The organism is Burkholderia sp. BCC1638, from assembly GCF_902833195.1.
GTDB lineage: Bacteria > Pseudomonadota > Gammaproteobacteria > Burkholderiales > Burkholderiaceae > Burkholderia > Burkholderia diffusa.
Window position 1 is genome coordinate 173778 of record NZ_CADFEC010000001.1, and the last position, 25373, is coordinate 199150.

The following is a 25373-nucleotide window of genomic DNA, read 5'->3' on the forward strand; positions in this document are numbered from 1 at the left end:
GCGCATGCGCCTGGCCGTTCGGCCAAGGTTCAGCGCACCGGCGGAGGTGGGCGGGCGGCTGGCGATCCGGTAATCCGGGCGGCAGGCGCGGCGGGCGGGACGATGTTCCCGTAGCGCGCGTCGGTCAGCGTGCCGAGAAACGCGACGATGTCGTCGATTTCCGCGTCGGTCAGTGCGGGCGGCGTGCCCGGCCGGCGGTTCATCGGCGTCGAATTGACGTTGATGTTGCCGCGATAGGCGGCCGGCACGTCGTCGAAGGTCCTGGCGCCGTGATACCAGCGGGCCGGGTCGGTCGAGCGCGTGTTGTAGAACGCGACCGCGTCGCGCAGCGTCGTGAACACGCCGTTGTGCATGAACGTCTGCTTGACCGCGACGTTGCGCAGTCCCGGCGTGCGCAGGTAGCCGCACCATTGCGTCGGCTCGGGCCAGCGCAGCCGTGTGGCCGTGTCGCACAGGCCGTTGTCGAAATGGCGCGGATCGCGGTTCGCGGGCAGCGCGCGGTTGCGCGGCACCGCGATCGCGTCGTAGCCGAAATCGGTGAAGAGCGAGCGCTCCGGCCGGCTCGACGTCTCCGACAGCGTATGGCAACTCATGCAGTTGCCCTTGTCGGGATTGCGGAACAGCGTCAGGCCGCGCATCTCGGCCGCCGCGAGCGGCTTGCGCGTGCGCAGGTACGCGTCGAAGCGCGACGTGAACGGCGCCATGTCGTCGCTCTGCAGATAGGCCTCGACGGCCGAGCCCAGCGCGCGCACCAGTTGCTCGGGGTCGCGCCGCACCGATGCGCCGAAGCGTGCGGCGAGATCGTCCGCCAGTTCGGTGCGGTCGACCTTGCGCAGCAGCGCGGCCGGCGATCGGTTGTTCATCTCGTTCGGATCGAACAACGGCCCGCAGATCTGTTCGGCGAGCGTGTCCGCGCGGCCGTCGCTGAAGAGGCCGCCGAACGGCGACGGCGCGGGGGCGTCGTCGTCCTGATAGAAGTGGCGGCGCGGCACGTAGCGCACGTAGAGCAGCGACGGCGCGTTGCGCAGGCTGAAGCGTCCGTGGCGGCTGCCTTCCGGCACGCCCGGCCCCGCGAGCGAAGCGGCCGACAATGTCGGCGCGAACGCGCGCCCCGGATCGTGGCAGCCCGCGCACGACATGCCGCGCGGCTCGGATAGCCGCGGATCGAAGAAGATCCGGCGGCCCAGCGCGACGAGCGTCGGGTCCGGAGCGAAACGGCTGGCCGCTGCGTCGACCTTGTCGGTCACCTGCGGCGTGCCGTTGCCGATCGTGCCGACGACGCGCGACGGCGGCGCGCCGGGGAGCAGCATCGTCTCGGGCGGCGCGGCATGGGCCGCGAACGCCGTGCCGGCGAGCAGGGCGGCGGCAAGTACGCGTACCGTCCATCCGCTGCCGAGGACCGGAACCGAACCGGACACCCAATGCTCGGCAGCGGTCACCGACGAAACCGTCCGCCTCCGCGAGCCGGCCATCCGTCGCCGGCGGCCGGTCGAATCCATCAAATCGTCACTCAATCGAACTGCGTCACTCACGGCGCGATGAACCCCGTCTTGTCGCATGCGAGCGTATTGCCCGACTGGTCGCACGACGCGAGCAGCTTGCCTGCCGCCGAATATGCACGGAACACCCAGCCCGTCGCCGGCGCCGCGCGTCGCTCCATGATCAGGAAGCCGAAGCTGTTGTTGTGCGACAGCCGCTCGATCACGGCGCCCGGCGCGGGCGTCAGGCCGGCCGGGAATGGATCGGGCAGCGCGACGTCGAGGTTGTCGCCGCCGTTGCCGGACACGATCGTCGCCGGGTGCCCGGACGAGAAGTTGATCGCCTGGAAGTCGTGCACGTGCCCGTGCAGCGCGACGTGGATGCCGGGCGGGTAGTACGCCTGCGCGTTCAGGCTCGCCATCACCGACTGCAGCGCGAGGTTGCCCGGCGCGGGCGTGCTGCCGGCGATCGGCGCGAACGCGAGGATCGGATGGTGGTTCGTGAAGATCGTCGTCGACATGCCGGCTTTCGACGCGAGCGCCGCGACCGTCTGGAACTGCTTCTGATAGATGCGGAACTGCGCGTCGGTCGTCTTCAGCGGATTGCGGCCGACCTTCGCGGTGTCGAACACGATCACTTGCGTGCCGCCGCCGAGCGACACCGCATAGGGATCCGAGTAGTTCGCGTCGTCATCGTTGGCCGGATCGTCGCACGAACGGGCCGCCGAATACGGGTGCGGATCGAGGAAGCGGTACCAGCCCTGGCCGGCCCGCGCGCATTCCTCGTGGTTGCCGCGCACGACGACCCACGGCGCCTTCGCGAACAGCGGCGCGGCCGGGCGGAACAGGTCGGCCTGCCACGCATCCCAGCCGTAGCCCCACGGGCTGTCCTTGCAGCCGGCGATGTCGGGCGGGCACGCGTTTTCGCGGTAGTGATAGTCGCCGACGTGCAGCACGAGGTCTGGCGACAGCTTCGCGACGCTCGCCGCGATCGTGTCGAACGGCCAGACCGTCGCGTCGTTGCACGCTTGCCATGCGTTGTCGGCCTTCTTCATTCGGCAGCCGGTGTCGGCGATGATCGCGATGCGCTGCGGCTGCGCCTTCGGCAGCGGCAGCGCGCGGCCCGCGACGCTCGCCGTCTGGGCATCGGCCGGCAGTGTCGCTTCGCAGACCGACACCGGGAAGCTCGACGGTTTCGAGTCGGCCGGCGCGCTCGCCGTCGGCCGTTGCGCGACGGTCGCGGCGCCGGCGCGCAGCGTCATGCGCGACAGCTTGCCGTCGACGGACAGCTGCGGACACAGTGGATCGCTCGCGGACGCAGGGTCGTAGTTCGTGACCACGCGTGCGATCGCCTGGTTCGCATCGCCGATCTCGACCCACGCGGCCTGAACGTTGATCGCGGCACTGGCCGGGTCGGCGGGCGTATCGATGTGATTCGAACACGCGGACAGCGCCGCGAGGGCAACAAGCGGAGCGCAGCGCACGAACAGCGCGCGGGAGAGGAGTCGTCGCATGGGAGGCACCGTAGGAAAGCCGTCAACGATACGGAACGCGAATGTAAGAAATGTGAAGGCACGGAGGCGACGGCCGAAGCGGCGCGCGAGTCGTGCCGCGTTCGCGGCCTTGACCTCAAGCCGGCTTGAAGCAGCATAGTCCGGATCACGGTCAACGATGCGGACAAAAGGAGAATCGACGATGGAAGGAAACCGGACAAACGAAGCGCAGTCTGCGCTGTGGAACGGCCCGTCGGGGCTGGCATGGGTCGATACGCAGCGCTCGCTCGACCGGATGTTCGAGCCGTTCGAGGCATTGCTCGCGGATGGGGCGGTGGCGGCGTCCGCGAGCAGCGTGCTCGACGTCGGCTGCGGCACCGGCGCGGTGACGCTCGCGATCGCACGGCGCCTTGGCGCGCACGCGCACTGTACGGGCCTGGATATTTCGGCGCAGATGCTTGCCGCCGCACGGGCTCGTGCCGAACGCGAGGGCGTTGACGCCGACTTCGTGCATGCCGATGCGCAGACGCACGCGTTCGCGCCGGGGAGGTTCGACCTGATCGTGTCGCGCTTCGGCGTGATGTTCTTCGACGATCCGGTGCAGGCCTTCGCGAACCTGCGGCACGCGGCGCGCCCGAACGCGCGTTTGCGATTCGTTGCATGGCGCGGCGCCGCCGACAATCCGTTCATGACGACGGCCGAGCGTGTTGCGGCGCCATTGCTGCCGGCCCTGCCGGCGCGGCAGCCGGGGGCGCCGGGACAATTTGCGTTCGGCGACCGGCAACGGATCGCGTCGGTATTGTCGGACAGCGGCTGGGCCGACATCGCGATTGAGCGCATCGATATCGCGTGCGCGTTGCCGGCGTCCGCGCTGGACGACTACATCGCGCGACTCGGACCGGTCGGGCTCGCGCTTCGTCAGGTGGACGACGCGACGCGCCGGCGCGTGATCGATACGGTTCGCGCTGCGTTCGAGCGCTACGTGGAGGGCGCGGACGTGCGCTTCGACGCGGCGTGCTGGCTCGTCACCGCGCGGGCGCCGTCTGCATGATGCATCAGGAAAATGGCGGCAGCCCGTTGTTCGGCATGTGTGCTGCCGTCCATGCGTGACAGGGCTGCGGCGCCGTGCAAAAGGCAGGTATCAGTCGCGCCTCGCCCGCAACATCAGCCAGGCGCAGCCTGCCGCCACGAGCGCGAGCCCCAGCAGCACCGCCTCGACGCCGAGTGCGAAACCGGGCGGCATCTCGCCGCTGTTCGGCATGGGCGACAGGTTGGCGGTGATCGCGATCGCGCCGCCGGCGAGCAGCGCGATGCAGACGATCCAGTAAACCTTGCCGCGCGCGGCGGCGGTGCGGATCCGCCAAAGCGCGAGGCCGACGCCGCCGAGGTAAAGCACCGCGAGCGTCGCGAGCGCGATGAAGTCGCCGGTGCGATCGTTCAGCAGGCCGCTCATGGCACGGCTCCGTCGGGCGCCGCGCGTCGGCTCGACAAGAGGAACGCTGCGGTCGGATTCATTCGGCCTCCGTTGCGTGTCCCGGCGCGCGGCTCAGCAGATGCGTACGCTGGTCGGCCGCGAGCGAGACGTAGCGTTCGTATTGACGCAGGACATCGGCGATCAGTTCGTCGCCGCGCAGATATTCGACGTCGTAGCCGAGCCGGCCGTCCTCGAAGAACGTGACGATGCCGTACACGTGCGGACGCTCGGCTTCCGGCTCGGCCGCTTCGCGTACCAGGAAGGCCGCCGCGGATTTCGCCGTCACGCGCGCGCCGTAGACGAAATCGCGGTGTTCCGCGGTCGGCACGGTCAGCCGCACTGCATCGTCGCTGTCGCGCTGCACGTGTGCGTCGACGCCGCCTGAACGCAGCTCGTCGGCGACTTTGCGCAGCGCGGGCTCGACGGTTTCCGCGACGAACTGGCGCGCGTCGGACTCGGTCGTCTGCCGCAGGATATGCGTCAGGCGATGGCGCCAGTGCTGGCCGGTCCAGAAGCTCGTCGCGGGCGCGACGTCCTGCGAATAGTGCGCGCGATCGGCCGCGAGCCCGCGCCACAGCCCGTAACACAGCGCGAGCATGATCAAGGCGACCGGCAATGCGGCGATCAACGTCATCGCCTGCAGCGCGCCTAGCCCGCCCGCGACCAGCAGCACGGCCGCCGTCACGCCCAGCAGCGCAGCCCAGAACAGCCGCTGCCAGACCGGCGAATGCGCGGTGCCGCGCGTCGCGATCTGGTCGATCACGAATGCGCCGGAATCCGCGGACGTGACGAAGAACACCGCGATCAGCACGATCGCGACGATCGACAGCAACTGCGGCAGCGGCAGGAAATCGAAGAAACGGAACAGCAACGCATCGACGCTGCCGGCCGTCTGCGCGAGCGCGCCGGCCGCGCCGTGCGTGTCGAGCCAGATCGCGCTGTTGCCGAACACGGTCATCCACACGAGATTGAATGCGGTCGGCACGAGCAACACGCCGATCACGAACTGGCGGATCGTACGGCCGCGCGAGATGCGCGCGATGAACATGCCGACGAACGGCGACCACGACACCCACCATGCCCAGTAGAGGATCGTCCAGCCGCCGAACCAGCCTTCCTCGCGCGGCGGCGCGTACGCATAGGTGCGGAACGACAGGTCGACGAGATTCGACAGGTACTGGCCGATGTTGTCGCCGAGCGCGCGCAGCAGGAACGACGTCGGGCCCGCGACGACCACGAACGCGAGCAACAGGAACGCCAGCAGCAGGTTCAGCTCGGACAGCCGCCGCACGCCCTTGTCGAGACCGCTCGCGGCCGATGCGCCGGCCAGGATCACGACGATCACGACGAGCCCGATGCGGAACGCGTTGCCGCTCGTATCCCAGCCGGCGACCGTATGCAGGCCCGCGCTCAACTGCATCACGCCGTAGCCGAGCGTCGTCGCGATGCCCGCGACCGTGCCGACCAGCGCGAACGCGTCGACCGTGTGTCCGATCCAGCCGTTCACGCGTTCGCGCAGCACCGGATACAGCCCGGAGCGCAGCGTCAGCGGCAGGTTGTAGCGGAATCCGAAGTATGCGAGCACGAGCCCCATCAGCCCGTAGATCGCCCACGCATGGAAGCCCCAATGGAAGAAAGTCATCAGCATCGCCTCGCGCGCGGCGGCCGGCGTGCCGGGGTCCACGGTCGGCGGCTTCAGGAAGTGCTGCATCGGCTCGCCGACGCCGAAGTACATGAGGCCGATGCCCATGCCCGCCGCGAACAGCATGGCCGTCCACGACAGGAAGCTGAACTCGGGCTCGGCGTCGTCGGGGCCGAGCCGGATGTTGCCGAAGTCGCTCGCCGCGATCAGCACGAGAAACACGAGGAACGTGGTGACGGCGAGCACGTAGAACCAGTCGAAGCGCGCGACGACCCATTGCTGGCCGGAGGAGAAGAGCGCGCCTGCTTCGGTCGGGAGCAGCGCGCACACGACGAGCAGTGCACCGATGACCGCGAGCGCGGGCAGCACGACCTGCGGCTTGAATGTCGTGCGGGGCGAGGAACGGGAATCTGGCATGGCTGGCATCCAGTTGTGGGCGCAACGAGGCGCGACGCCGCCCGGCGCGCGTGTCGCGCGTCGGACCCTGATACGGCGTGCGTCGAGTGTACCGCGGTGTCAGGACTGCAAGAAGGGATATGCAGCAGGGAAAACCTGACGAATTGTAAGGTATCGGGGCGATCGCGAAAACCCGCACGCTGCGCGCTGCGTGCGAAAGAGGCGGACGACGAACGTCAAACCGGCGCCCCGGACGATGCCGGATCGTCCGGGGCGCAAGCAACGGAGGCACAGCCGTATGGGTTCAGAACGTCACGGCGATCCCGGCCATGCCGACGAACTGGCCGTGCGTCGTCGACGGCGCGAGCTGCTGCGAATCGCCGACGATCGGCGCCGCGTCGACGATATGGCCGGCACCCAGCGCGCCGAGCGTCCGTCCGCTCGAATGCGTGTATGCCTGCAGCGCATACAGCGTCGTGCGCTTCGACAGGCTGTACGACTCCTTCAGCGAATACTGCTGGTAACGGGCCGCGTCCGACACGCCGTTCGCCTTCGACGCGAGCGTGTACGCGAACGCGCCGGCCACCGAGAACGTCGGCGTGAAGCGATATGCGGCGAGCGCGCCGTAGGTGTTGAACACGGCCGTGTCCGTGAACGCGGAGCCGTTGCCGGGCAGATACTTCACGTTCGAGTAGTTGAGGCCCATCGTCAGGTTCCCGAGCGTGTAGTTGCCGGCCGCCGCGACCTGCTCGACGGCCTTCGCGGTCAGGTAGCCCTGGTTCAGCACGGACACCGCGAAGCTGCCCGACGCGGCGGTCGCCGGATTCAGGAAGCCCGCCGACGAACCCGAGCTGTTGATGCGCAGGTAACCGGCCGCGATCCCGATCGGCCCGTTCGCATAGCGCAGCGCGGCGCTGAACGTGTTGCCCTTGCCGGTCGCGCCGGCGATGCCACCGAACGCATACATCGCGCTCGCGGTCAGCCCGGACAAGGTCGGCGACGTATAGGTGACGGAGTTGTTGACGCGGATCGTCGTGTCGAGCCCGTCGATGTCGCCCGGATGCGCGCCCGTCGCGCCGGTCAGCCAGCTGCTCGCCGCGTACGGGCCGACCAGCAGGAAGTACGGCGTGTACTGGCGGCCGGCCGTCACCGTGCCGTAATGATCGTTGCGCAGCCCGACGAAGGCCTGGCGGTTGAAGATCGTGCCGGCGGCGGCCTGCGCGCCGGTGTTCAGGTTGAAGCCGGATTGCAGGTCGAAGATCGCGTGCGTGCCGCCGCCGAGATCCTCGTCGCCGCGCAGCCCGAACTTCGACGCATACAGGTTGCCGTCGCGCATGTACACGTTCGAGTGGCCTTGCTGGTTGTTCACGTACGCGAGCGAATCGTCGACCACGCCGTACAGCGTCACGCTGCTCTGCGCATGGGCGGCGGAAGCGCCGAGCGACGCGGCCGATAAAATCAGGATTGCAGAGTAGTGATGCGATGCTTTCATTGACGATCTCCAAGTCTCTTCAAGGGGGCGGGAGGCTGATCGGCCTCCTCTTTGGTGGAGGGCGGGCCGTGTGCGCGGCCCGCCCGATCTTAGGGTTCGGCGTTTTCCCGCGCTTGCGCGGTCAGTCGTCGAGTGCCACGACGACGCGACGCCATGCGCCATCCCGCGCATCGTGTTCGACGCGCGCACCGCGCACGGCAAGCGCGCCTTGCAGCGATGCCGGCAGCAGGATCTCCACGCGCTCGGCGGGGCGGTTCATGCGGCCATCCCAGCGGACCGACACGCCGAGTTCGCCCGACGCCGTGCGTCCGGTCTCGATGCGCCACAGCCCGTATTCGCCGTCGCGCCACGCTTCCGTTTCGCCGTCGTCCTCGACGCATTCGCCGTACGCAACGCCGTCCTCGATGCGCGGCGCGACGAGGAAGCCGCGCGTGTCCGCGCGTGCGGCGAACCGTTGCTCGGCGACGTTCAGCGGCAGCACGCGGCCTTCGCGCAACAGCATCACCGGCGTGTCGAGCGGCGCGGGCAGCGTCACGTTCGCGCCGCCGTCGAACGACTGCGCGCTCGCACAGCACACCCAGCGCGCGCCGGACGGCAGGTAGACCGTGCGCTCCGTGCGGCCCGGCTCGACGACCGGCGCGACCAGCAGCGCGTCGCCGAGCATCATGTCGTCGCATTCGTCGTAGCAGCGCGGGTCGCCGGGGAAGTCGCCGAAGGTCGGCCGCAGCACGGGCTCGTAGCGCGTGGTCGACAGCCACAGCAGGTGATAGAGGTAAGGCAGCAGCCGGTAGCGCTGCTTGATCAGCGACGCGATCCGCGTGGTGATCTCCGGGTACATCCACGGTTCGTTGACGGTGCCGTCGTCATTCCACGAATGGATGCTGAAGCGCGGCATGAAGATGCCGAACTGCACCCAGCGCAGCAGCAGCTCGGGCGACGGCGCGGGGCCGGAGAAGCCGCCGATGTCGTGACCGATGTTCGACACGCCCGACAACGCGAGCCCGAGGCCCATCTTGAGGTTGTAGCGCAGCGTTTCCCACGACGTGTAGTTGTCGCCGGACCAGGTCTGCACGTAACGCTGCATGCCGGCGCCGCCGGAGCGCGACACGAGGAACGGCCGCTGCGCCGGCGCATGCGCGCGCTGGGCTTCGCGCGACGCGCGCATCATCAGCATCGTCTGCAGCACCTTCGCCTCGCGCGCGGGAAACGGCTGGCCGAAGCCGTGCGCGATCGCGTCGGGCGACCAGATCTCGTATTCGTTGTTGTCGTTCCACGTCGACTCGATTCCGTAGTCGAGCAGCGCCGACGTGACCTGCTCGCGCCACCAGCGGTACGCGTCCGGTTGCGTGAAGTCGAGATACGCGCCGACCTCGTCCCAGAACTGCACCCATGCCGGTTCGCCGGATGCCGAGCGGATCAGCAGCCCGCGCCGCGCGGCGTCGTCGAATGCCGGGTGGTCGCGCAGCAGGCACGGCTTGATGTTCGCGCACAGGCGGATGCCGTGGTCGCGATAGCGCTTCACGAAACCCTTCGCGTCGGGAAATTTTTCGCGGTTCCAGTTGAACACGTAGCGCTTCGCGCCGATCGACGTATAGCCCGACGAAAGGTGGAACGAATCGCACAGGATGTCGTGTGATTCGCACTGCTCGACGAACTGGTTCATCTGCCGCTGCGCGTCCGGCGCGTCGGTGTAGCTCATCGTCGAGCCCGAATAGCCGAGCCCCCATTTCGGCGTGCGCGCCGGGCGTCCGGTGAGCCACGTGAAGCGCCGGGCGGCCGCGAGCGGCGTGTCGGGCGACGCGATGAAGTAGTAGTCGAGATCGCCATGCTCGGCGACGAAGTAGCGGTAGAGCCCGTGGTAGTTGTCGAGTTCGCGGCCCATGTCGAATGCGCAATCCGACAGTGTGTCGTAGAACAGCCCGAAGCCCTGGCACGCGCCGGGCGACCACGTGACGTAGAACGGAATGTGCTTGTAGAGCGGGTCCGTGTGCTTCGCGCTGTAACCCATCGCATCGATGTTGCGCATCTCGAAGCGCGCGCCGGTGCGGTCGAGGTCGCCCGCGCGCTCGCCGAGACCGAACACCTTGTCGCCGCGCTCGCGTGCGACGTAGTGATAGGCGCGATCGTCCCACCAGCCGAAGTTGTAGGCCTGCGTGGCGCGGTCGGCGAGCACGACGCGCCACGCGTCGTCCGCGCCGCGCATCGACCACGTGCAATGGCCGCCCTGCAGTTTCACGTCGAGGCGGATCTGCGCGGTTTCGATGCGCACGCCGCCGTCGTCTTCGACGAAGTCGTAGGCCGGCAGCGCGAAGCCGCTCAGGTCGAGGCGGTCGCGCCCGTCGAGCGGCACGTCGTCGAGGCCCGGTGCGATCGTCCAGGTGCGCGGGGTGCGCGCCGTCGCGTCGGGCAGCACGCGCACGCGCACGATGTCGTCCTCAAGCACGAAGATCTCGAAGGTCGCGCCCGCGTCGGACGCGAGCAGCACACGGTTCGCCTGCCGGTCGGCGACGCGGAACACGGGCGGATGAAGAAGCGAAGTCATGAAGGCGATTCCTGGTGAAGACGGAGGTCAGGCGTGCTGCGCGAGCAGGCGTTCCTGCTTCGACTGCCCGCGGATCAGCACCGCGAGCAGCGTCACGCCGATGATGTCGAACAGGCCGAGGCACGCGAACAGCGGTGCGTAGCCGATCTTGTCGGCGAGCGCGCCGACCAGCAGCGAGAAGCCGAGCCCGCCGATCCACGCGGCCATGCCCGCGAAGCCGCTGGCGGTGCCGACTTCCTCGGGATCGAACACGTCGGCCGACAGCGTGTTGACGAGCGCGGAGATCATCTGGTGCGCGAAGCCGCCGACGCAGAACAGGCCGATGGCCGTGTACGGCGACGACACGAGCCCGATCATCGCCGGCCCCAGCATCAGCACCGCGCCGAGCGCGACGCCGGCGACACGCGACCACACGAGCGGCAGTTTGAACCGGTTCGCGAGGTAGGGCGACAGGTAGCCGCCCGCGATGCCGCCGGCGTCGGCCGCGAGAAACGGCATCCACGCGAACACGGCGATCTGCGTGAGCGGCATGTGGCGTTCAGTGGCGAGGTAAAGCGGAATCCAGAAGCTGAAGGTCTGCCATGCGGGTTCCGCGAAGAAGCGCGGCAGCGCGATCGCCCAGAAGCGCCGCGCGGTGACGACGTCGCGAATCCGGCGCTTCGACGCGGCCGGCATCGTGGCTTGGCCGTCGCGGATCAGCGTGCGCTCCTGCGACGTGATGCGCGGATGATCGGACGGCGACCGGTACTGCGTGTACCAGAGCGCGGCCCACACGAAGCCGAGCGCGCCGGTGACCATGAACGCGGATTGCCAGCCGAACCGCATCGACAGGAACACGACGAGCGGCGGCGCGATCGCGGCGCCGAGCGACGTGCCCGCGTTGAAGTAGCCGACCGCGACGGATTTCTCGCGATCGGGAAACCATTCGGCGACGGCCTTCATCCCCGACGGGATCGCGGCGGCCTCGAACAGCCCGAGCAAGCCGCGCAGGATGCCGAGCGACAGCCAGCCCGACGCGAAGCCGTGCGCGACGCCGACCACCGACCACAGCATCGCGAACAGCGCGAACCCGAGCCGCAGGCCGATCAGGTCGACGATGAACCCGCATACCGGCTGCATGATCGTGTAGCCGATCTGGAACGCCCCGACGATATACGAGTACTGCTGCGTCGAGATCGCGAACACCTGCTTCAGTTCCGGTGCGAGGACCGCGAGGGAATTTCGTGCGAGGTAGTTGAGGATCGTACCGAGACATACCAGCACGATGATCCACCAGCGCAACGCCTTGACTGTTTTCACTGCTGTCTCCTGAGCCATGCAAATCGCCCGGCGGGGCGTCTTTTGCGGGTCATGTTTGTACGATGTCCGATCTTGATGGGCGACCGATTCACCTGATTTTTATCGGAATCACCGCGTTCAATCGAACATTTCGCTGCTGTTGAAGGTCAATGTTATCTGACGACTGATCATTTTCGAGCATCCTATGTTCGAATTCGAATCCGGTCAACGTGAATCTGCATTCGAACGAACATCCTCGGGGTATTCCCGATATGTCCGCGGACAGGGCCCCCCGGTGCATTGCGCGACGAGTGGCGCCGAATGTCTGCTCGACGAGGCCGAACGGCGGTCGCACGACCGACTGCATCAGGCGGGCCCGGCAGGGGGCCGTGACAACCCTGATGAAAATTTATTTTTTTCCTGCCGGCAGATTGTGTAAATTGATTTTCATCCACCTTGCAAAACCATTCGCATGACGCCTCTCGTTCCGCACGATGCCAGTCACGACGAATCCGCGATCGCGGAGCGCATCGCCTCGGCCATGCCGCGAATGACGCCGATCCACCGCCGGATGGGCGAGTTCGTGCTCGCGAATCCGTTTCGCGCGGCGACGATGCGGATCGACGAGCTGGCGCAGGCCGTGAATGCGTCGATCGCCACCGCGAACCGCTTCGCGAAGGCGCTCGGCTTCGACGGCTATCCGGCGATGCGCGCGGCGCTCGTGCGCGGCTTCGAGGCGACGCTCGGCCCGGTCGAGCGGCTGCGTTCCGCGCAGGAGCAGGAACAGGAGCACGAGCAGGGCGTGCGCGGCGCCGCGTGGATCGACGCGGTGTTCGACCAGGCCGTCGCGAACATCGAGAACACGCGTGCGCAACTGGATGCGGCCGACGTCGAGGCGGCCGTCGAGGCGATCGTCGGCGCGCGGCGCGTGCTGATTCTCGGCGCCGGTTCGAGCGCCTTTCTGACCGGGCTGATGGAACACGGATTGTCGGTGTGTCACGACAACGTGCAGTCGCTCGCGCTGCTCGGCGGCCCGTCGCATGCGGCGCGGCGCCTGTACACGGCCGACTCGCGCGATCTCGTGATCGCGCTCGCGTTTCCGCGCTACGTCAAGGACACGATCGAGCTGGCCCGCCGCGCGGCCGCGCGCGGCGCGCGCGTGCTCGGCATCTCCGACGGGCCCGGTTCGCCGCTTGCACCGATCGCGTCGCTGAATCTGTACGTCAAGGCCGAACGGCGTTTCGCGGCCACGTCGGAAGCAGCCGTGCTGACGATGATCGAGGCGCTGATCGACGCGGTCGCGCTGCGCACGCACCGCTCCGCGAAGTCCGCCGCCGAAATGACCGAATTCCTGTTGCCGTGGCTGATCCAACCGCAAGCGACGCCGCCGGCTGCCAACCCTTCTTCCTCCGGTCCGAAAAAATCATGACTTCACCCGCGATCGTCGCGATTCATGGCGGTGCAGGCACGATCCTGCGCGATGCGATGGACACCGACACCGAACGCCAATACCGCGCCGAACTCACCGCGATCCTGCAGGCCGCGCAACACGTGCTCGCCGAGGGCGGCAGCGCGCTCGACGCCGTCACCGTCGCGGTGCGGCTGCTCGAGGACTGTCCGCTGTTCAACGCGGGGCGCGGCGCCGTCTATACGGCCGAAGGCAAGCACGAACTCGACGCAGCGGTGATGGACGGCACGACGCTTGCGGCCGGGGCGATCTGCTGCGCGACCCGCGTGCGCAATCCGGTGCTCGCCGCACGACGCGTGATGGAGGCGAGCGAGCACGTGCTGCTGGCAGGCGCGGGCGCCGACGCGTTCGCGGCCGCACAGGGCCTCGAACTCGCCGAGCCCGGCTACTTCGACACGGAAGCGCGTCATGCACAGTGGGTCAAGGCGCGCGCGGCGGCCGGCATGATGCTCGATCACGATGCCGCGACCTTCGCATTCGGCGCCGGACAGCCGGCCGAGCCGCTCGATCCCGACCGCAAGCACGGCACGGTCGGCGCGGTCGCGTGCGACGTGCACGGCCATATCGCGGCGGCGACGTCGACCGGCGGCATCACGAACAAGCAGCCCGGCCGCGTCGGCGATTCGCCGATCATCGGCGCCGGCTGCTACGCGGACGACGCGACCTGCGCGGTATCCGCGACGGGCACCGGCGAGATGTTCATCCGGCTCGCGACCGCGCATGACGTGGCCGCGCAGATGGCCTATCGCGGCGCATCGCTCGCCGATGCCGCGCACGACGCCGTGATGAACAAGCTGTCGCGCCTGGCCGGGCGCGGCGGGATCGTCGCGGTCGACGCGCACGGCAACGTCGCGATGCCGTTCAACACGGAAGGGATGTATCGCGGCTACGCACGCGTCGGCGAGACGCCCGTGGTCGGCATCTATCGCGACGATGCGGCCTGATTCCGGACCGCACGAGGAGACCTCCGCATGACTTCGAGCCGAACCCCGTCCGCGCTGGTGCTGCCGGAACAGCGCGTCGTCGCCGTCGACGACCTGTCGGTCATGTTTCGCCGCGAAAACGCGACGTTCGATGCGGTGCGCAACGTGTCGTTTCACGTCGATCGCGGCGAGACGCTCGCGATCGTCGGCGAGTCGGGCTCCGGCAAGTCGGTCACGTCGCTTGCGCTGATGCGGCTCGTCGAGCATGGCGGCGGCGAGATCACGAGCGGCCGGATCGTGTTGCGGCGTCGCGGCGGCGCGCTCGTCGACCTCGCGCAGGCGAGCGCGGCGACGATGCGCGGAATCCGCGGCGCGGACATCGCGATGATCTTCCAGGAACCGATGACGTCGCTGAACCCGGTGTTTACGGTCGGCGACCAGATCAGCGAGGCGATCGCGCTGCACCAGTCGAAGAGCGCGACCGAAGCCCGCGCGGAAGCGTTGCGGCTGCTCGATCTCGTGCGCATTCCGGAGGCGCGCCGCGTGTTCGCGCGCTATCCGCATCAGTTGTCCGGCGGGATGCGGCAGCGCGTGATGATCGCGATGGCGCTGTCGTGCCGGCCGGCGCTCCTGATCGCCGACGAACCGACGACCGCGCTCGACGTGACGATCCAGGCGCAGATCCTGCAGCTGATCCGCGGCCTGCAGGACGAAATGAACATGGGCGTGATCTTCATCACGCACGACATGGGCGTGGTCGCCGAAGTGGCCGATCGCGTGCTCGTGATGTATCGCGGCGAGAAGGTCGAGGAGGGCGAGTCCGAACGCATTTTCGCGACGCCCGCGCATCGCTACACGCGTGCGCTGCTCGCGGCCGTGCCGCGGCTCGGCTCGATGCACGGCACCGATAACCCCGAAAAATTCCCGCTGCTGAAGGTGGACGGCGCGAGCGCGGCCACGCCGGCGCCTGCCGCGAACGATGCGGGCAACGCGGCCGCGGCCCCCGCCGCCGGGCAGCCGCACGTCGATCCGGCCGCGCCGCCGATCCTGCGCGTGCGCGATCTCGTCACGCGGTTTCCGGTGAAGAGCGGCGTGTTCGGCCGCGTGTCGCAATACGTGCACGCGGTCGAGCGCGTGAGCTTCGAGCTGCGCGCGGGCGAGACGCTCGCGCTCGTCGGCGAATCCGGCTGCGGCAAGTCGACCACCGGCCGCTCGCTGCTGCGCCTCGTCGAATCGCAGAGCGGCTCGATCGAATTCGACGGCCGCGACATCAGCGCGATGAAGGGTCATGACCTGCAGGCGCTGCGCCGAAACATCCAGTTCATCTTCCAGGATCCATTCGCGTCGCTGAACCCGCGCCTGACGGTCGGTTTCTCGATCATGGAGCCGCTGCTCGTGCACGGCGTCGCGAGCGGCCGCGAAGCGCAGGCGCGTGTCGACTGGCTGCTCGACAAGGTCGGCCTGCCGCCGGATGCCGCGCGCCGCTATCCGCACGAATTCTCGGGCGGCCAGCGTCAGCGGATCGCCATCGCGCGCGCGCTCGCGCTGAATCCGAAGGTCGTGATCGCCGATGAATCGGTGTCGGCGCTCGACGTGTCCGTGCAGGCGCAGATCGTGAACCTGATGCTCGACCTGCAGCGCGAGCTCGGCGTCGCGTATCTGTTCATCTCGCACGACATGGCCGTCGTCGAGCGCGTCAGCCATCGCGTCGCGGTGATGTATCTCGGCCAGATCGTCGAGATCGGCCCGCGCCGCGCGGTGTTCGAGGCGCCGCAGCATCCGTACACGAAGAAGCTGATGAGCGCGGTGCCGGTGGCCGACCCCGCGCGCCGGCATGCGCCGCGCCAGCTCGCGGCGGACGAGATTCCGAGCCCGATCCGCGCGGTCGGCGACGAGCCGCTCGTCGCGCCGCTCATCGCGGTCGGCCCCGATCATTACGTCGCGACGCATCGCGTCGGCGGCGCGTATTGATTGCACGGCGAGTCGCACATGGACCGCAGCTGCGCACGCGCCAGGCAACGGCGCCATTTTCCCGAGCGGATGCAGTCACGCCGCGATTTCCACCACGCGTTACCGAATCATCCACAGGAGCCAGACAAAATGAACAAGTCGCATTCGTTCCCGATGTTCCGTCCGCGCGCGTTGTTCGCCGCGGGGGCAGGCGCGCTCGCGCTGTCGGTCGCCGTGCCCGCGTTCGCGCAGCAGAACGTCGTGGTCGCCGTGTACTCGACGTTCACGACGATGGATCCGTACGACGCGAACGACACGGTGTCGCAAGCTGTCGTCAAGTCGTTCTACGAAGGGCTGTTCGGCTTCGACAAGGACATGAAGCTCGTCAACGTGCTCGCGACGAGCTACCAGGCGTCGCCCGATGCGAAGGTCTACACGGTCAAGCTGCGCCCGGGCGTGAAGTTCCACGACGGCACGGACTTCAACGCCGACGCGGTGAAGGCGAACTTCGACCGCGTGACCGATCCGGCGAACAAGCTGAAGCGTTACGGGCTGTTCCGCGTGATCGAGAAGACCGAGGTGGTCGATCCGATGACGGTGCGCTTCACGCTGCGCGAGCCGTTCTCCGCGTTCATCAACACGCTCGCGCACCCGTCGGCGGTGATGATTTCGCCGGCCGCGCTGAAAAAGTGGGGGCGCGACGTGTCGCTGCATCCGGTCGGCACGGGCCCGTTCGAGTTCGTCGAATGGAAGCAGACCGACGACATGAAGGTGAAGAAGTTCGCCGGCTACTGGAAGAAGGGCTATCCGAAGGTCGATTCGATCGACTGGAAGCCGGTGGTCGACAACAACACGCGCGCCGCGCTGCTCAAGACCGGCGAAGCCGATTTCGCGTTCACGATCCCGTTCGAGCAGGCTGCCGACCTGAAGAGCAATCCGAAGGTCGAGCTGATCGAGCGGCCGTCGATCATCCAGCGCTACATCTCGCTGAATACGCAGAAGAAGCCGTTCGACAATCCGAAGGTGCGTGAAGCGCTGAACTACGCGGTCAATAAGGAAGCACTCGCGAAGGTCGTGTTCGCCGGCTATGCGACCCCGCAGACGGGTGTCGCCCCGGTGGGCGTCGAATACGCGACCAAGCTCGGGCCCTGGCCGTACGATCCGGCGAAGGCGCGCGCGCTGCTGAAGGAGGCCGGTTATCCGAACGGCTTCGAGTCGACGCTCTGGTCCGCGTACAACCATTCGACGGCGCAGAAGCTGATCCAGTTCGTCCAGCAGCAGCTCGCGCAGGTCGGCGTGAAGGTGCAGGTGCAGGCACTCGAGGCCGGCGAGCGGGTCGCGAAGGTCGAGAGCGCGCAGGACCCGGCGACGGCGCCGGTGCGGATGTACTACAGCGGCTGGTCGGCTTCGACGGGCGAGGCGAACTGGGCGCTGTCGCCGCTGCTCGCGTCCGCATCGGCGCCGCCGAAGCTCTACAACACCGCGTACTACAAGAACGGCGCCGTCGACGACGATCTCGCGAAGGCGCTCGAGACGACCGACAACGCGAAGAAGGCCGCGCTGTACGCCGACGCGCAGAAGCAGGTGTGGGCCGACGCGCCGTGGATCTTCCTGGTGCAGGAGAAGATCGTCTATGCGCGCAGCAAGCGCCTGCACGGCATGTACGTGATGCCGGACGGCTCGTTCAACTTCGACGAAATCTCGGTGAAATGACGGCGATTCGCCCGTTGTGCGGCGCCGGCGGCGCAAGCTGCCGGCGCGCTGATTCGATCGGTGCCCCATGCTGAATTTTCTCGTCAAACGCCTGTTCGGCCTGCTGCCCACGCTCGCGATCGTCGCGGTGCTGGTGTTCCTGTTCGTGCACCTGCTGCCGGGCGATCCGGCGAGGCTCGCGGCCGGCCCGGAAGCCGACGACGCGACGGTCGCGCTCGTGCGCGCCGATCTCGGGCTCGACCGGCCGCTTCCGACGCAGTTCGCGAACTTCTTCGTGAAGATCGCGCACGGCGATTTCGGCATGTCGACGCGCAGCAAGCGTCCGGTGTCGACCGAGATCGGCGAGCGCTTCATGCCGACGCTGCTGCTGACGCTCGTCAGCATGGTCTGGGCGACGGCGTTCGGAATGGCGATCGGGATCGCGTCGGCGGTATGGCGCAATCGCTGGCCCGACCGCCTCGGGATGACAATCGCGGTGTCGGGCATCTCGTTTCCGGCATTCGCGCTCGGCATGCTGCTGATGGAGATCTTCTCGGTGAAGCTCGGCTGGCTGCCCGTCGTGCCGGACGGCACGTGGAAGAGCTACGTGCTGCCGTCGCTGACGCTCGGCGCCGCGGTCGCGGCCGTGATGGCGCGCTTCACGCGTGCGTCGTTCGTCGAGGTGCTCAACGAGGACTACGTGCGCACCGCGCGCGCCAAGGGCGTGCACGAGCCGATGGTCGTGCTCAAGCATTGCCTGCGCAACGCGATGATCCCGGTCGTCACGATGATGGGGCTGCAGTTCGGCTTCCTGCTCGGCGGCTCGATCGTCGTCGAGGCCGTGTTCAACTGGCCGGGGCTCGGGCGCCTGCTGGTCGACGCGGTGACGATGCGCGACTACCCGGTGATCCAGGCGATCGTGCTGCTGTTCTCGCTCGAATTCATCCTGATCAACCTGACCGTCGACGTGCTATACGCGGTCATCAACCCGACCATCCGGTTCAAGTGAGAGTGAGGCGCGCATGAACGCGACTGTCCAGCCCGCGGCGTCGGCCGCATCGAGCGCGATCCGCACGCCGTGGCGCGAATTCTGGCGCAAGTTCCGCAAGCAGACCGTCGCGCTGGTCGCCGGCGGTTTCGTGCTGGCGCTCGTCGTGCTCGCATTCGTCGGCCTGCACATCGTGCCGTTCGATCCGGAGAACTATTTCGACTACGACGCGTTGAACGCGGGGCCGTCGGCCGTGCACTGGTTCGGCGTCGACTCGCTCGGCCGCGACATCTTCAGCCGGATCGTCACCGGCACGCGCATCTCGCTCGCCGCCGGCTTCTTCTCGGTCGCGCTCGGCGCGCTCATCGGCACGTTCTTCGGGCTGCTCGCGGGCTACTACGAAGGCTGGTGGGACCGCATCACGATGCGCGTGGCCGACGTGCTGTTCGCGTTCCCGGGGATCCTGCTCGCGATCGGCGTGGTCGCGATCCTCGGCAACGGGATGGTCAACGTGATCTGCGCGGTCGCGATCTTCAGCATTCCGGCGTTCGCGCGGCTCGTGCGCGGCAACACGCTGATGCTCAAGCACATGACCTACGTGGAAGCCGCGCGCAGCATCGGCGCGTCCGACTGGACGATCATCATGCGGCACATCCTGCCGGGCACCGTGTCGTCGGTCGTCGTGTACTTCACGATGCGGATCGGCACGTCGATCATCACGGCCGCGAGCCTGTCGTTCCTCGGGCTCGGCGCGCAGCCGCCGACGCCGGAGTGGGGCGCGATGCTCAACGAGGCGCGTGCGGACATGGTGACCGCGCCGCACGTCGCGATCTTCCCGAGCCTCGCGATCTTCCTGACGGTGCTCGCGTTCAACCTGCTCGGCGACGGGCTGCGCGACGCGCTCGACCCGAAGCTGGAGCGGCGCTGATGCGAGCGGTTCCGATGTGGAGCACGACGCTGCCGGCCGGGCCACGCGGCACGATCGCCGACGTGCCGGGCGTGACGGTCGGCCACGCGACGCTCGATGCCGGTGACGTGCAGACGGGCGTCACCGTCGTCAAGCCGCATCCGGGCGATCTTTACCGCAGCAAGGTGCCGGCTGGCGCGGCCGTGATCAACGGCTTCGGCAAGAGCGTCGGGCTCGTGCAGGTCGACGAGCTCGGCACGCTCGACACGCCGATCGCATTGACCAACACGTTCGGCGTCGGCGCGGTCGCACAGGCGCAGATCCGCGCGGCGATCGCGAAGAATCCGCACATCGGCCGCGACTGGTCGACCGTCAACCCGCTCGTGTTCGAATGCAACGACGGCTATCTGAACGACATCCAGGCGTTCGCGGTGACGGCCGCGCATTACGACGAAGCCTGCAACACCGCGTCGCGAGATTTCGCGCGTGGCGCGGTGGGCGCCGGGCGCGGGATGTCGTGTTTCGACCTGAAGGGCGGGATCGGCTCCGCGTCGCGCGTGGCCGTCGCGGCCGGCAGGCCGTACACGGTCGGCGCGCTGGTGCTCGCGAATTTCGGCCGTCTGCCGATGCTGACGCTCGGCGGCGTGCCGCTCGGGCGCGTCGTCGCGCAGCGGCGTGCCGCCGCGAACGCGCAGGCGGTGGCGCCGGAGCAAGGGTCGATCATCCTGCTGCTGGCGACCGATGCGCCGCTCGACGCGCGGCAACTGTCGCGGCTCGCCCGTCGCGCGGGCGCCGGGCTTGCTCGCACCGGCTCGGTCTACGGGCATGGCAGCGGCGACATCGCGCTCGCTTTTTCGACCGCATACACGATCGCGCACGATGCATCGACCGTCGCGCTGCCGGCCCTCGTGGCCGATGCGGCGCTCGATCCGCTGTTCATGGCCGCGGCCGAGAGCGTCGAACACGCGATCGCCGACGCGCTGCTGCAGGCCGTGACCGTGACCGGGCGTGACGGCCACGTGCGGCAATCGCTGCGCGACGCGGTGCCCGATCTCGATCGGTTATTCAACGAAGACAACGAAGGACGTCCGATCCATTCATGAAGATTCTGATCTCGACCGACATCGAGGGTGTCGCCGGCGTGTTCGCCATCGAGCAGACGCGTGCCGGCAATCCGGAATACGAACGCGCGCGCCGCTGGATGACCGCCGAGGCGAACGCGGCGATCGAAGGCGCGTTCGCCGGCGGCGCGCAGGCCGTCTGGGTCAACGATTCGCATGGCGGCTTCCGCAATCTGCTGCCCGACGGACTCGATGCCCGTGCCCGCGTTGTGCTCGGCAAGCCGCGTACGCTGGGGATGATGGCGGGCCTCGAACAGCAGCCCGACCTCGTGTTCATGATCGGCTTTCACGCGAAATCGCAGACACGCGGCGTGCTTGCGCACACCATCAACGGCTTCGCGTTCACGCAGGTGTGGCTGAATGGCGTCGAGCTCGGCGAAGCCGGGCTGTACGGCGCGCTGGCGCGCGAATACGGTGCGCATGTCGCGCTGGCGTCGGGCGACGACGTGTTCGCCGAGGAAACCCGGCCGCTGTTTCCGGACGCGCGTTTCGAGACGGTCAAGACGGCCGGCGGCGCATCAAGCGGCGACACGCTCACGCCGGCAGCGTCCTGCGCGCGCATCGCGACCGCCGCACGCGAAACGGTCGCGCACGCGCTGTCGTCCGGCTGGCGCGCGGGTGCGCATCGGCCCGCGCCGGCCGCTTGCACGCTGCGCGTGCAGACGGCCGCGCTCGCCGATCTGTTTTGCGTGCTGCCGTCGCTCGAGCGGGTCGATGCGGTGACGCTGCGCTTCGACGGGCCGTCGGTGGAGCACGTGGTGCGCACGCTGAACAGCCTGTCGGCCATGTCGTTCATGCTGCGGTGATGCGTGCCGACCGGATGCCGGACCGCGATCTCATCGCTGAAATCCGTGTCGGCCCACGCACCGCGAGATGAAACGTATTGGACATCTCCGCTCCGATGAAGTCGCTATCCGGCCGTTTCGGCCGTCGGGTCGTGCGGCCGTCCGGTCGCGCAAGCGTGGAGCGGATCGTAGACCGATCGAAGGTGACCCGCCTTCGCTATCGGTTCCTTCATGATGGAATTCGGGCCTTGAGAAACACGCTGCTGGATCCCTACGAACATATTCCGCGTAGCGTCGTGGCGACCGCCAACGACTACGCGGCGGGCACGACGTTTCCGGAACACGCGCACGGACGCGGGAAGTTCGCGTTCGTGTCGCGCGGTACGATCGGCGTGTCGACGCCGCACGGCCGCTGGCTGGTGCCGCCGCAGCGCGCGTGCTGGGTGCCGGCCGGCGTGCGGCACGAAATGACGATGACGGGGCCGGTCACGATGCTCACCGCGTTCGTGTCCGACGACGCGGCCCGGGCCGCGGGGCTGTCGGACCAGTGTGGCGTATACGGCATGTCGCCGCTGTTGCGGCAACTGATCGACGATGCGATCGACCTGCCGGCGATGTACGACGTCGACAGCCGGGCAGGCAAGCTGATGGCACTGCTGATCGCGGAAATCGCGACGATGCCGCGGCTGTCGCTGCACGCGCCGCTGCCGAGCGATGCGCGCCTCGCGAAGATCTGCCGGCATCTGTTCGCGTCGCCGTCGATCGCGGCCGATCTCGACCAGGTGGCGACCGATGCGGGCGTGAGCCGGCGCACGTTTACACGGCTGTTCCGCGCGCAGACCGGCGTGAGTTTTGCCGCGTGGCGTCAGCAGGTCTGCATGCTGGCGGCGATCACACGGCTGAGCGACGGGCAGCCGGTGACGCGCGTCGCGCTCGAGCTCGGATATGCGAGTGCGAGCGCCTTTACGTCGGCGTTTCGCCGCATCCTCGGCGAAACGCCGAGCCGGTATCTGGAGGCGCGCCGCTAGCCGGAACGGATACGCTGGCGGGCGCGGTGCCACGCTTCGGTCACGGACGAAAAAAACGCGCCTGCCAGGTTTCGGTCAGACGCGCTTAAAGGCACTCGGTCAGAAAAAATGCGCGACAGCCAGCGGGACGTGTTCGTGCATCGAATCGTGAAATTGTTGCTTGTTCAGATTTAATTCCCTCGGCGGGCTGCGGATAGCAAAGCATACGCCGCATAACGCGCAAACGATATTGCGCGGCCCCCACGATTTATGTGCAATCGCAGCATGCGTTTTAATCGTGCGTTCGATTTCGGGGTCTGAAGGAGCCAGCGACGGACGTCGGCGATCCCGACCGGACATGCTGCGGCACGGCATCGAATGTCGGCGCGCGAAAACGAAAACCGCCGCGCGACGCGATACCTGTTGGTATCGCGCCACGCGGCGGTTCGGTGTGAGCAGCCGGCCGGCGCCGGCTCCGCGTCACACGTCGAAGAACACGGTTTCGTCCGGCCCCTGCATGCGGATGTCGAAGCGATACACGACGGGCCGGCCCGGTTGCGCGTCGCGCTTTGCGACGAGCGTCGCGCGGCGTTCGGCCGGCACCAGGTTCAGCACCGGATCGGCCGCGTTCGCGGCAGCTTCGTCGTCGAAATACACGCGGGTGAACGCGTGGGTCAGGATCCCGCGCATCATCACGGTCACGTTGACGTGCGGTGCTTCGTCGGCGGCGATGCGGCCCGGCTTCACCGTCGATACGACGAAGCGGTGCTGCGCATCGGTGCCCGTGCCGACGCGGGCGAAGCCCGTGAAACCGGACTTCGCGATGTCGTCACGCGACGCGGGAAAGCGGCCCGCCGCGTCCACCTGCGTGAATTCGAGCACCGCGTCGCTGACGACGTTGCCGTCGCCGTCGAACACCTGTCCGACCAGCAGCACGTGCTCACCGTCGGCGTCCGGCGTGGCGATCGTCGGCGTGAACAGACTCTTCAGATCGTAGTTGTATTGCTGCGGGCACAGGCCGTACGCGAAGTACGGGCCGACCGTCTGCGAAGGGGTTTGCTTCAGCGTCGTCATGGTTCAGCGCTCCATCGGGGTAGCGTCGCGGCCGCGCAGCACGATGTCGAATTCGTAGCCGAGCGCATAGCCTTCTTCGGTGATGTCCATCGAGAAGCGCGAGATCAGGCGGTCGCGCGCCGCTTCCGGCGTGCCCTGGAAGATCGGGTCGTACGCGAGCAGCGGGTCGCCGGGGAAGTACATCTGCGTGACGAGGCGCGAGCCGAAGTAGTCGCCGAACAGCGAGAAGTGGATGTGATTCGGGCGCCACGCGTTCGGATGGTTGCCCCACGGATAGGCGCCGGGCTTGATCGTCAGGAAGCGGTAGCGGCCTTCGGCGTCGGTCATGCAGCGGCCGGCGCCGAGGAAGTTCGGGTCGAGCGGCGCGTCGTGCTGGTCGACCTTGTGCACGTAGCGGCCGGCCGCGTTCGCCTGCCATACCTCGACGAGCGTGTTGCGCACGGGCTTGCCGCCTTCGTCGAGCACGCGGCCGGTGACGACGATGCGCTCGCCGAGCGGCTCGCCGTTCTTCACGGCGTTCTTCGTCAGGTCGTGGTCGAGCGCGCCGAGATCCTCGGCGCCGTAGACGGGGGCGAACTGGTCGCGCAGCTTTTCCTTCAACGGGATCATCGGGCGCGTCGGGCCGCGCTTCACCGACGAACGGTACTCGGGGTGGACATACGCGGGATGCGACGGCCAGTCGCGCGGCGTGAGGATCGTGGGGGAATCCATCGGGCGTCTCCTGATAGGTATTTCGCGAAGTGGATGGCAAGACTTTAGCCAAGCCGGAAAGTTATGAAAAATGACCTTTTTTCGCGAATTGCATAACCATTCGTTATATTTTGCGGCGCCAATGAAAGTCCGCCGGACAGGCGGCCTGTCCGGCGGAAAAAGCGATCGGGCTTCGCGTCGTCGGCGACGACTCCGTGCACGGCCCTCCAGCCAGCCCGTCGCTGCTTTATTGTGTTTCGTTGTTGTTGTTATCCGGTCTCCCCGAGCATGCCCGTCGTTCGTCCTTCGTCGTTACGGTCGGGCGGGATCGAAGACGATCCCGTCGAATTCGAGCGACAGCGTGCCGCTGCGCAGCAGCGCGGCCGGTGTCACGGCGCGGTCGGCGCCGAGCACGTCGGTCACGTAGCTCGCGCAGAACCCGCGCTGCGCCAGCAGCTTGACGCGGCTGCCGAGCAGCGCGTCGATCCGCTGTTCGGCCAGCGCGTGCGCGTTGCGCTGCGCGTTGGCGTTCGGTGCCGCGACGCGGCGGGCCAGCGCGATGCGGCCGCCGTCGGCGCGGGCGACGAAGCGCGACAGCGGCGTGAGCTTCGTCCGCGCAAACGAGGGCTCGGCGATCAGCGGCTCGTCGCCCGACGTATCGACGACGATGCCGAAGCGACCGGCCCACGCGTCCACGCTGCCTGCGGCGGCGCGGGACGCGCCGGCCGGTACGCGGATGAACACGAGATCCCCGACGTGCGCGCCGGCGGCCAGCGTGCGCATCGTGGCGAGCGGCAGCGTGCGATCGGTGTCGCGGGCATCGCGCCGAGCAGCATGCTGCGGATCGAAGGAATGGGTGTCGGTTCGGGTGTTCATCGCGGCTCCGTCGGTGCGTGACAGGACGGAGCGGATTATGCAGACGAGTATCCAAAAGTGCTTGTTCGGATGCGCGAGTAGCCTAATATCCGACCAT

Annotated in this window: 20 protein-coding genes; 10 read left to right on the forward strand and 10 right to left on the reverse strand. The window is 68.0% G+C overall.

The features are described 5' to 3' along the window. Positions 1-29: 29 nt before the first annotated feature. Positions 30-1358, reverse strand: coding sequence for a cytochrome c peroxidase (locus HWX22_RS00800; protein ID WP_175914947.1), 1329 nt, complete (start codon positions 1356-1358; stop codon positions 30-32). A gap of 170 nt (positions 1359-1528) precedes the next feature. After that, entirely contained in the window at positions 1529-2992 is a 1464-nt protein-coding gene (locus tag HWX22_RS00805) for a metallophosphoesterase (protein ID WP_175914839.1), read from the reverse strand. Between the two features lie 181 nt (positions 2993-3173). Here HWX22_RS00805 and HWX22_RS00810 point away from each other — a divergent pair, with 181 nt between their 5' ends. Continuing rightward, positions 3174-4022: a class I SAM-dependent methyltransferase gene (locus tag HWX22_RS00810; RefSeq protein ID WP_175914840.1), complete on the forward strand. Its 849-nt coding sequence runs from the start codon at positions 3174-3176 to the stop codon at positions 4020-4022. A gap of 90 nt (positions 4023-4112) precedes the next feature. Here the strand turns inward: HWX22_RS00810 and HWX22_RS00815 are convergent, their stop codons facing one another. The 5 genes from HWX22_RS00815 to HWX22_RS00835 form a co-directional block, all read right to left on the reverse strand. Continuing rightward, the gene (locus HWX22_RS00815; protein WP_059700134.1) at positions 4113-4424 is read right to left on the reverse strand and encodes a hypothetical protein; all 312 of its coding nucleotides are present in this window, start codon (positions 4422-4424) and stop codon (positions 4113-4115) included. A gap of 58 nt (positions 4425-4482) precedes the next feature. After that, positions 4483-6504, reverse strand: coding sequence for a BCCT family transporter (locus HWX22_RS00820; RefSeq protein ID WP_175907252.1), 2022 nt, complete (start codon positions 6502-6504; stop codon positions 4483-4485). Positions 6505-6787: 283 nt separating this feature from the next. After that, positions 6788-7975 (reverse strand): porin, encoded by a 1188-nt coding sequence (locus HWX22_RS00825; protein ID WP_175914841.1) that lies wholly within the window; start codon positions 7973-7975, stop codon positions 6788-6790. A gap of 121 nt (positions 7976-8096) precedes the next feature. Then, positions 8097-10517, reverse strand: coding sequence for a glycoside hydrolase family 31 protein (locus HWX22_RS00830; protein WP_175914842.1), 2421 nt, complete (start codon positions 10515-10517; stop codon positions 8097-8099). A gap of 27 nt (positions 10518-10544) precedes the next feature. Continuing rightward, positions 10545-11816, reverse strand: coding sequence for an MFS transporter (locus HWX22_RS00835; protein ID WP_059525059.1), 1272 nt, complete (start codon positions 11814-11816; stop codon positions 10545-10547). 451 nt (positions 11817-12267) lie between these two features. Between HWX22_RS00835 and HWX22_RS00840 the strand changes: the two genes are divergently transcribed. The 9 genes from HWX22_RS00840 to HWX22_RS00880 all read left to right on the forward strand — a co-directional run bounded on the left by HWX22_RS00840 (position 12268) and on the right by HWX22_RS00880 (position 22657). Next, positions 12268-13224 carry a MurR/RpiR family transcriptional regulator gene (locus HWX22_RS00840; RefSeq protein WP_059818926.1) on the forward strand — a complete coding sequence of 319 codons (957 nt, stop codon included), beginning with the start codon at positions 12268-12270 and terminating at the stop codon, positions 13222-13224. Next, on the forward strand, positions 13221-14207 hold the full coding sequence (locus HWX22_RS00845) for an isoaspartyl peptidase/L-asparaginase (RefSeq protein ID WP_175914843.1): 987 nt from the start codon (positions 13221-13223) through the stop codon (positions 14205-14207). Before HWX22_RS00840 ends, HWX22_RS00845 begins: the two co-directional genes overlap by 4 nt. Positions 14208-14234: 27 nt before the next feature. Continuing rightward, positions 14235-16157, forward strand: a complete 1923-nt coding sequence (locus HWX22_RS00850; RefSeq protein WP_175914844.1) for a dipeptide ABC transporter ATP-binding protein — start codon at positions 14235-14237, stop codon at positions 16155-16157. A 129-nt stretch (positions 16158-16286) separates the two neighbouring features. Further along, positions 16287-17849 (forward strand): glutathione ABC transporter substrate-binding protein GsiB, encoded by a 1563-nt coding sequence (gene gsiB / locus HWX22_RS00855; protein WP_175907242.1) that lies wholly within the window; start codon positions 16287-16289, stop codon positions 17847-17849. A 67-nt stretch (positions 17850-17916) separates the two neighbouring features. After that, positions 17917-18837, forward strand: a complete 921-nt coding sequence (gene gsiC / locus HWX22_RS00860) for a glutathione ABC transporter permease GsiC (protein ID WP_059818929.1) — start codon at positions 17917-17919, stop codon at positions 18835-18837. 13 nt (positions 18838-18850) lie between these two features. Further along, the gene (gsiD, locus tag HWX22_RS00865; protein ID WP_175914845.1) at positions 18851-19744 is read left to right on the forward strand and encodes a glutathione ABC transporter permease GsiD; all 894 of its coding nucleotides are present in this window, start codon (positions 18851-18853) and stop codon (positions 19742-19744) included. After that, on the forward strand, positions 19744-20826 hold the full coding sequence (locus tag HWX22_RS00870) for a P1 family peptidase (protein ID WP_175914846.1): 1083 nt from the start codon (positions 19744-19746) through the stop codon (positions 20824-20826). The genes gsiD and HWX22_RS00870 overlap by 1 nt, the downstream gene beginning before the upstream one ends. Beyond that, complete coding sequence (locus HWX22_RS00875) at positions 20823-21650, forward strand: M55 family metallopeptidase (protein WP_175914847.1); 828 nt, start codon at positions 20823-20825, stop codon at positions 21648-21650. The genes HWX22_RS00870 and HWX22_RS00875 overlap by 4 nt, the downstream gene beginning before the upstream one ends. Before the next feature lie 227 nt (positions 21651-21877). Further along, positions 21878-22657 (forward strand): helix-turn-helix transcriptional regulator, encoded by a 780-nt coding sequence (locus HWX22_RS00880; protein WP_208456466.1) that lies wholly within the window; start codon positions 21878-21880, stop codon positions 22655-22657. Positions 22658-23116: 459 nt separating this feature from the next. Here the strand turns inward: HWX22_RS00880 and pcaG are convergent, their stop codons facing one another. The 3 genes from pcaG to HWX22_RS00895 all read right to left on the reverse strand — a co-directional run bounded on the left by pcaG (position 23117) and on the right by HWX22_RS00895 (position 25276). Then, a complete protein-coding gene (pcaG, locus tag HWX22_RS00885; RefSeq protein ID WP_175907235.1) occupies positions 23117-23710 on the reverse strand; it encodes a protocatechuate 3,4-dioxygenase subunit alpha in 594 nt (197 codons plus the stop codon). Between the two features lie 3 nt (positions 23711-23713). Then, complete coding sequence (gene pcaH, locus HWX22_RS00890) at positions 23714-24421, reverse strand: protocatechuate 3,4-dioxygenase subunit beta (RefSeq protein WP_059525082.1); 708 nt, start codon at positions 24419-24421, stop codon at positions 23714-23716. A gap of 291 nt (positions 24422-24712) precedes the next feature. Continuing rightward, entirely contained in the window at positions 24713-25276 is a 564-nt protein-coding gene (locus HWX22_RS00895; RefSeq protein ID WP_175914849.1) for a YiiX/YebB-like N1pC/P60 family cysteine hydrolase, read from the reverse strand. Positions 25277-25373: the final 97 nt, after the last annotated feature.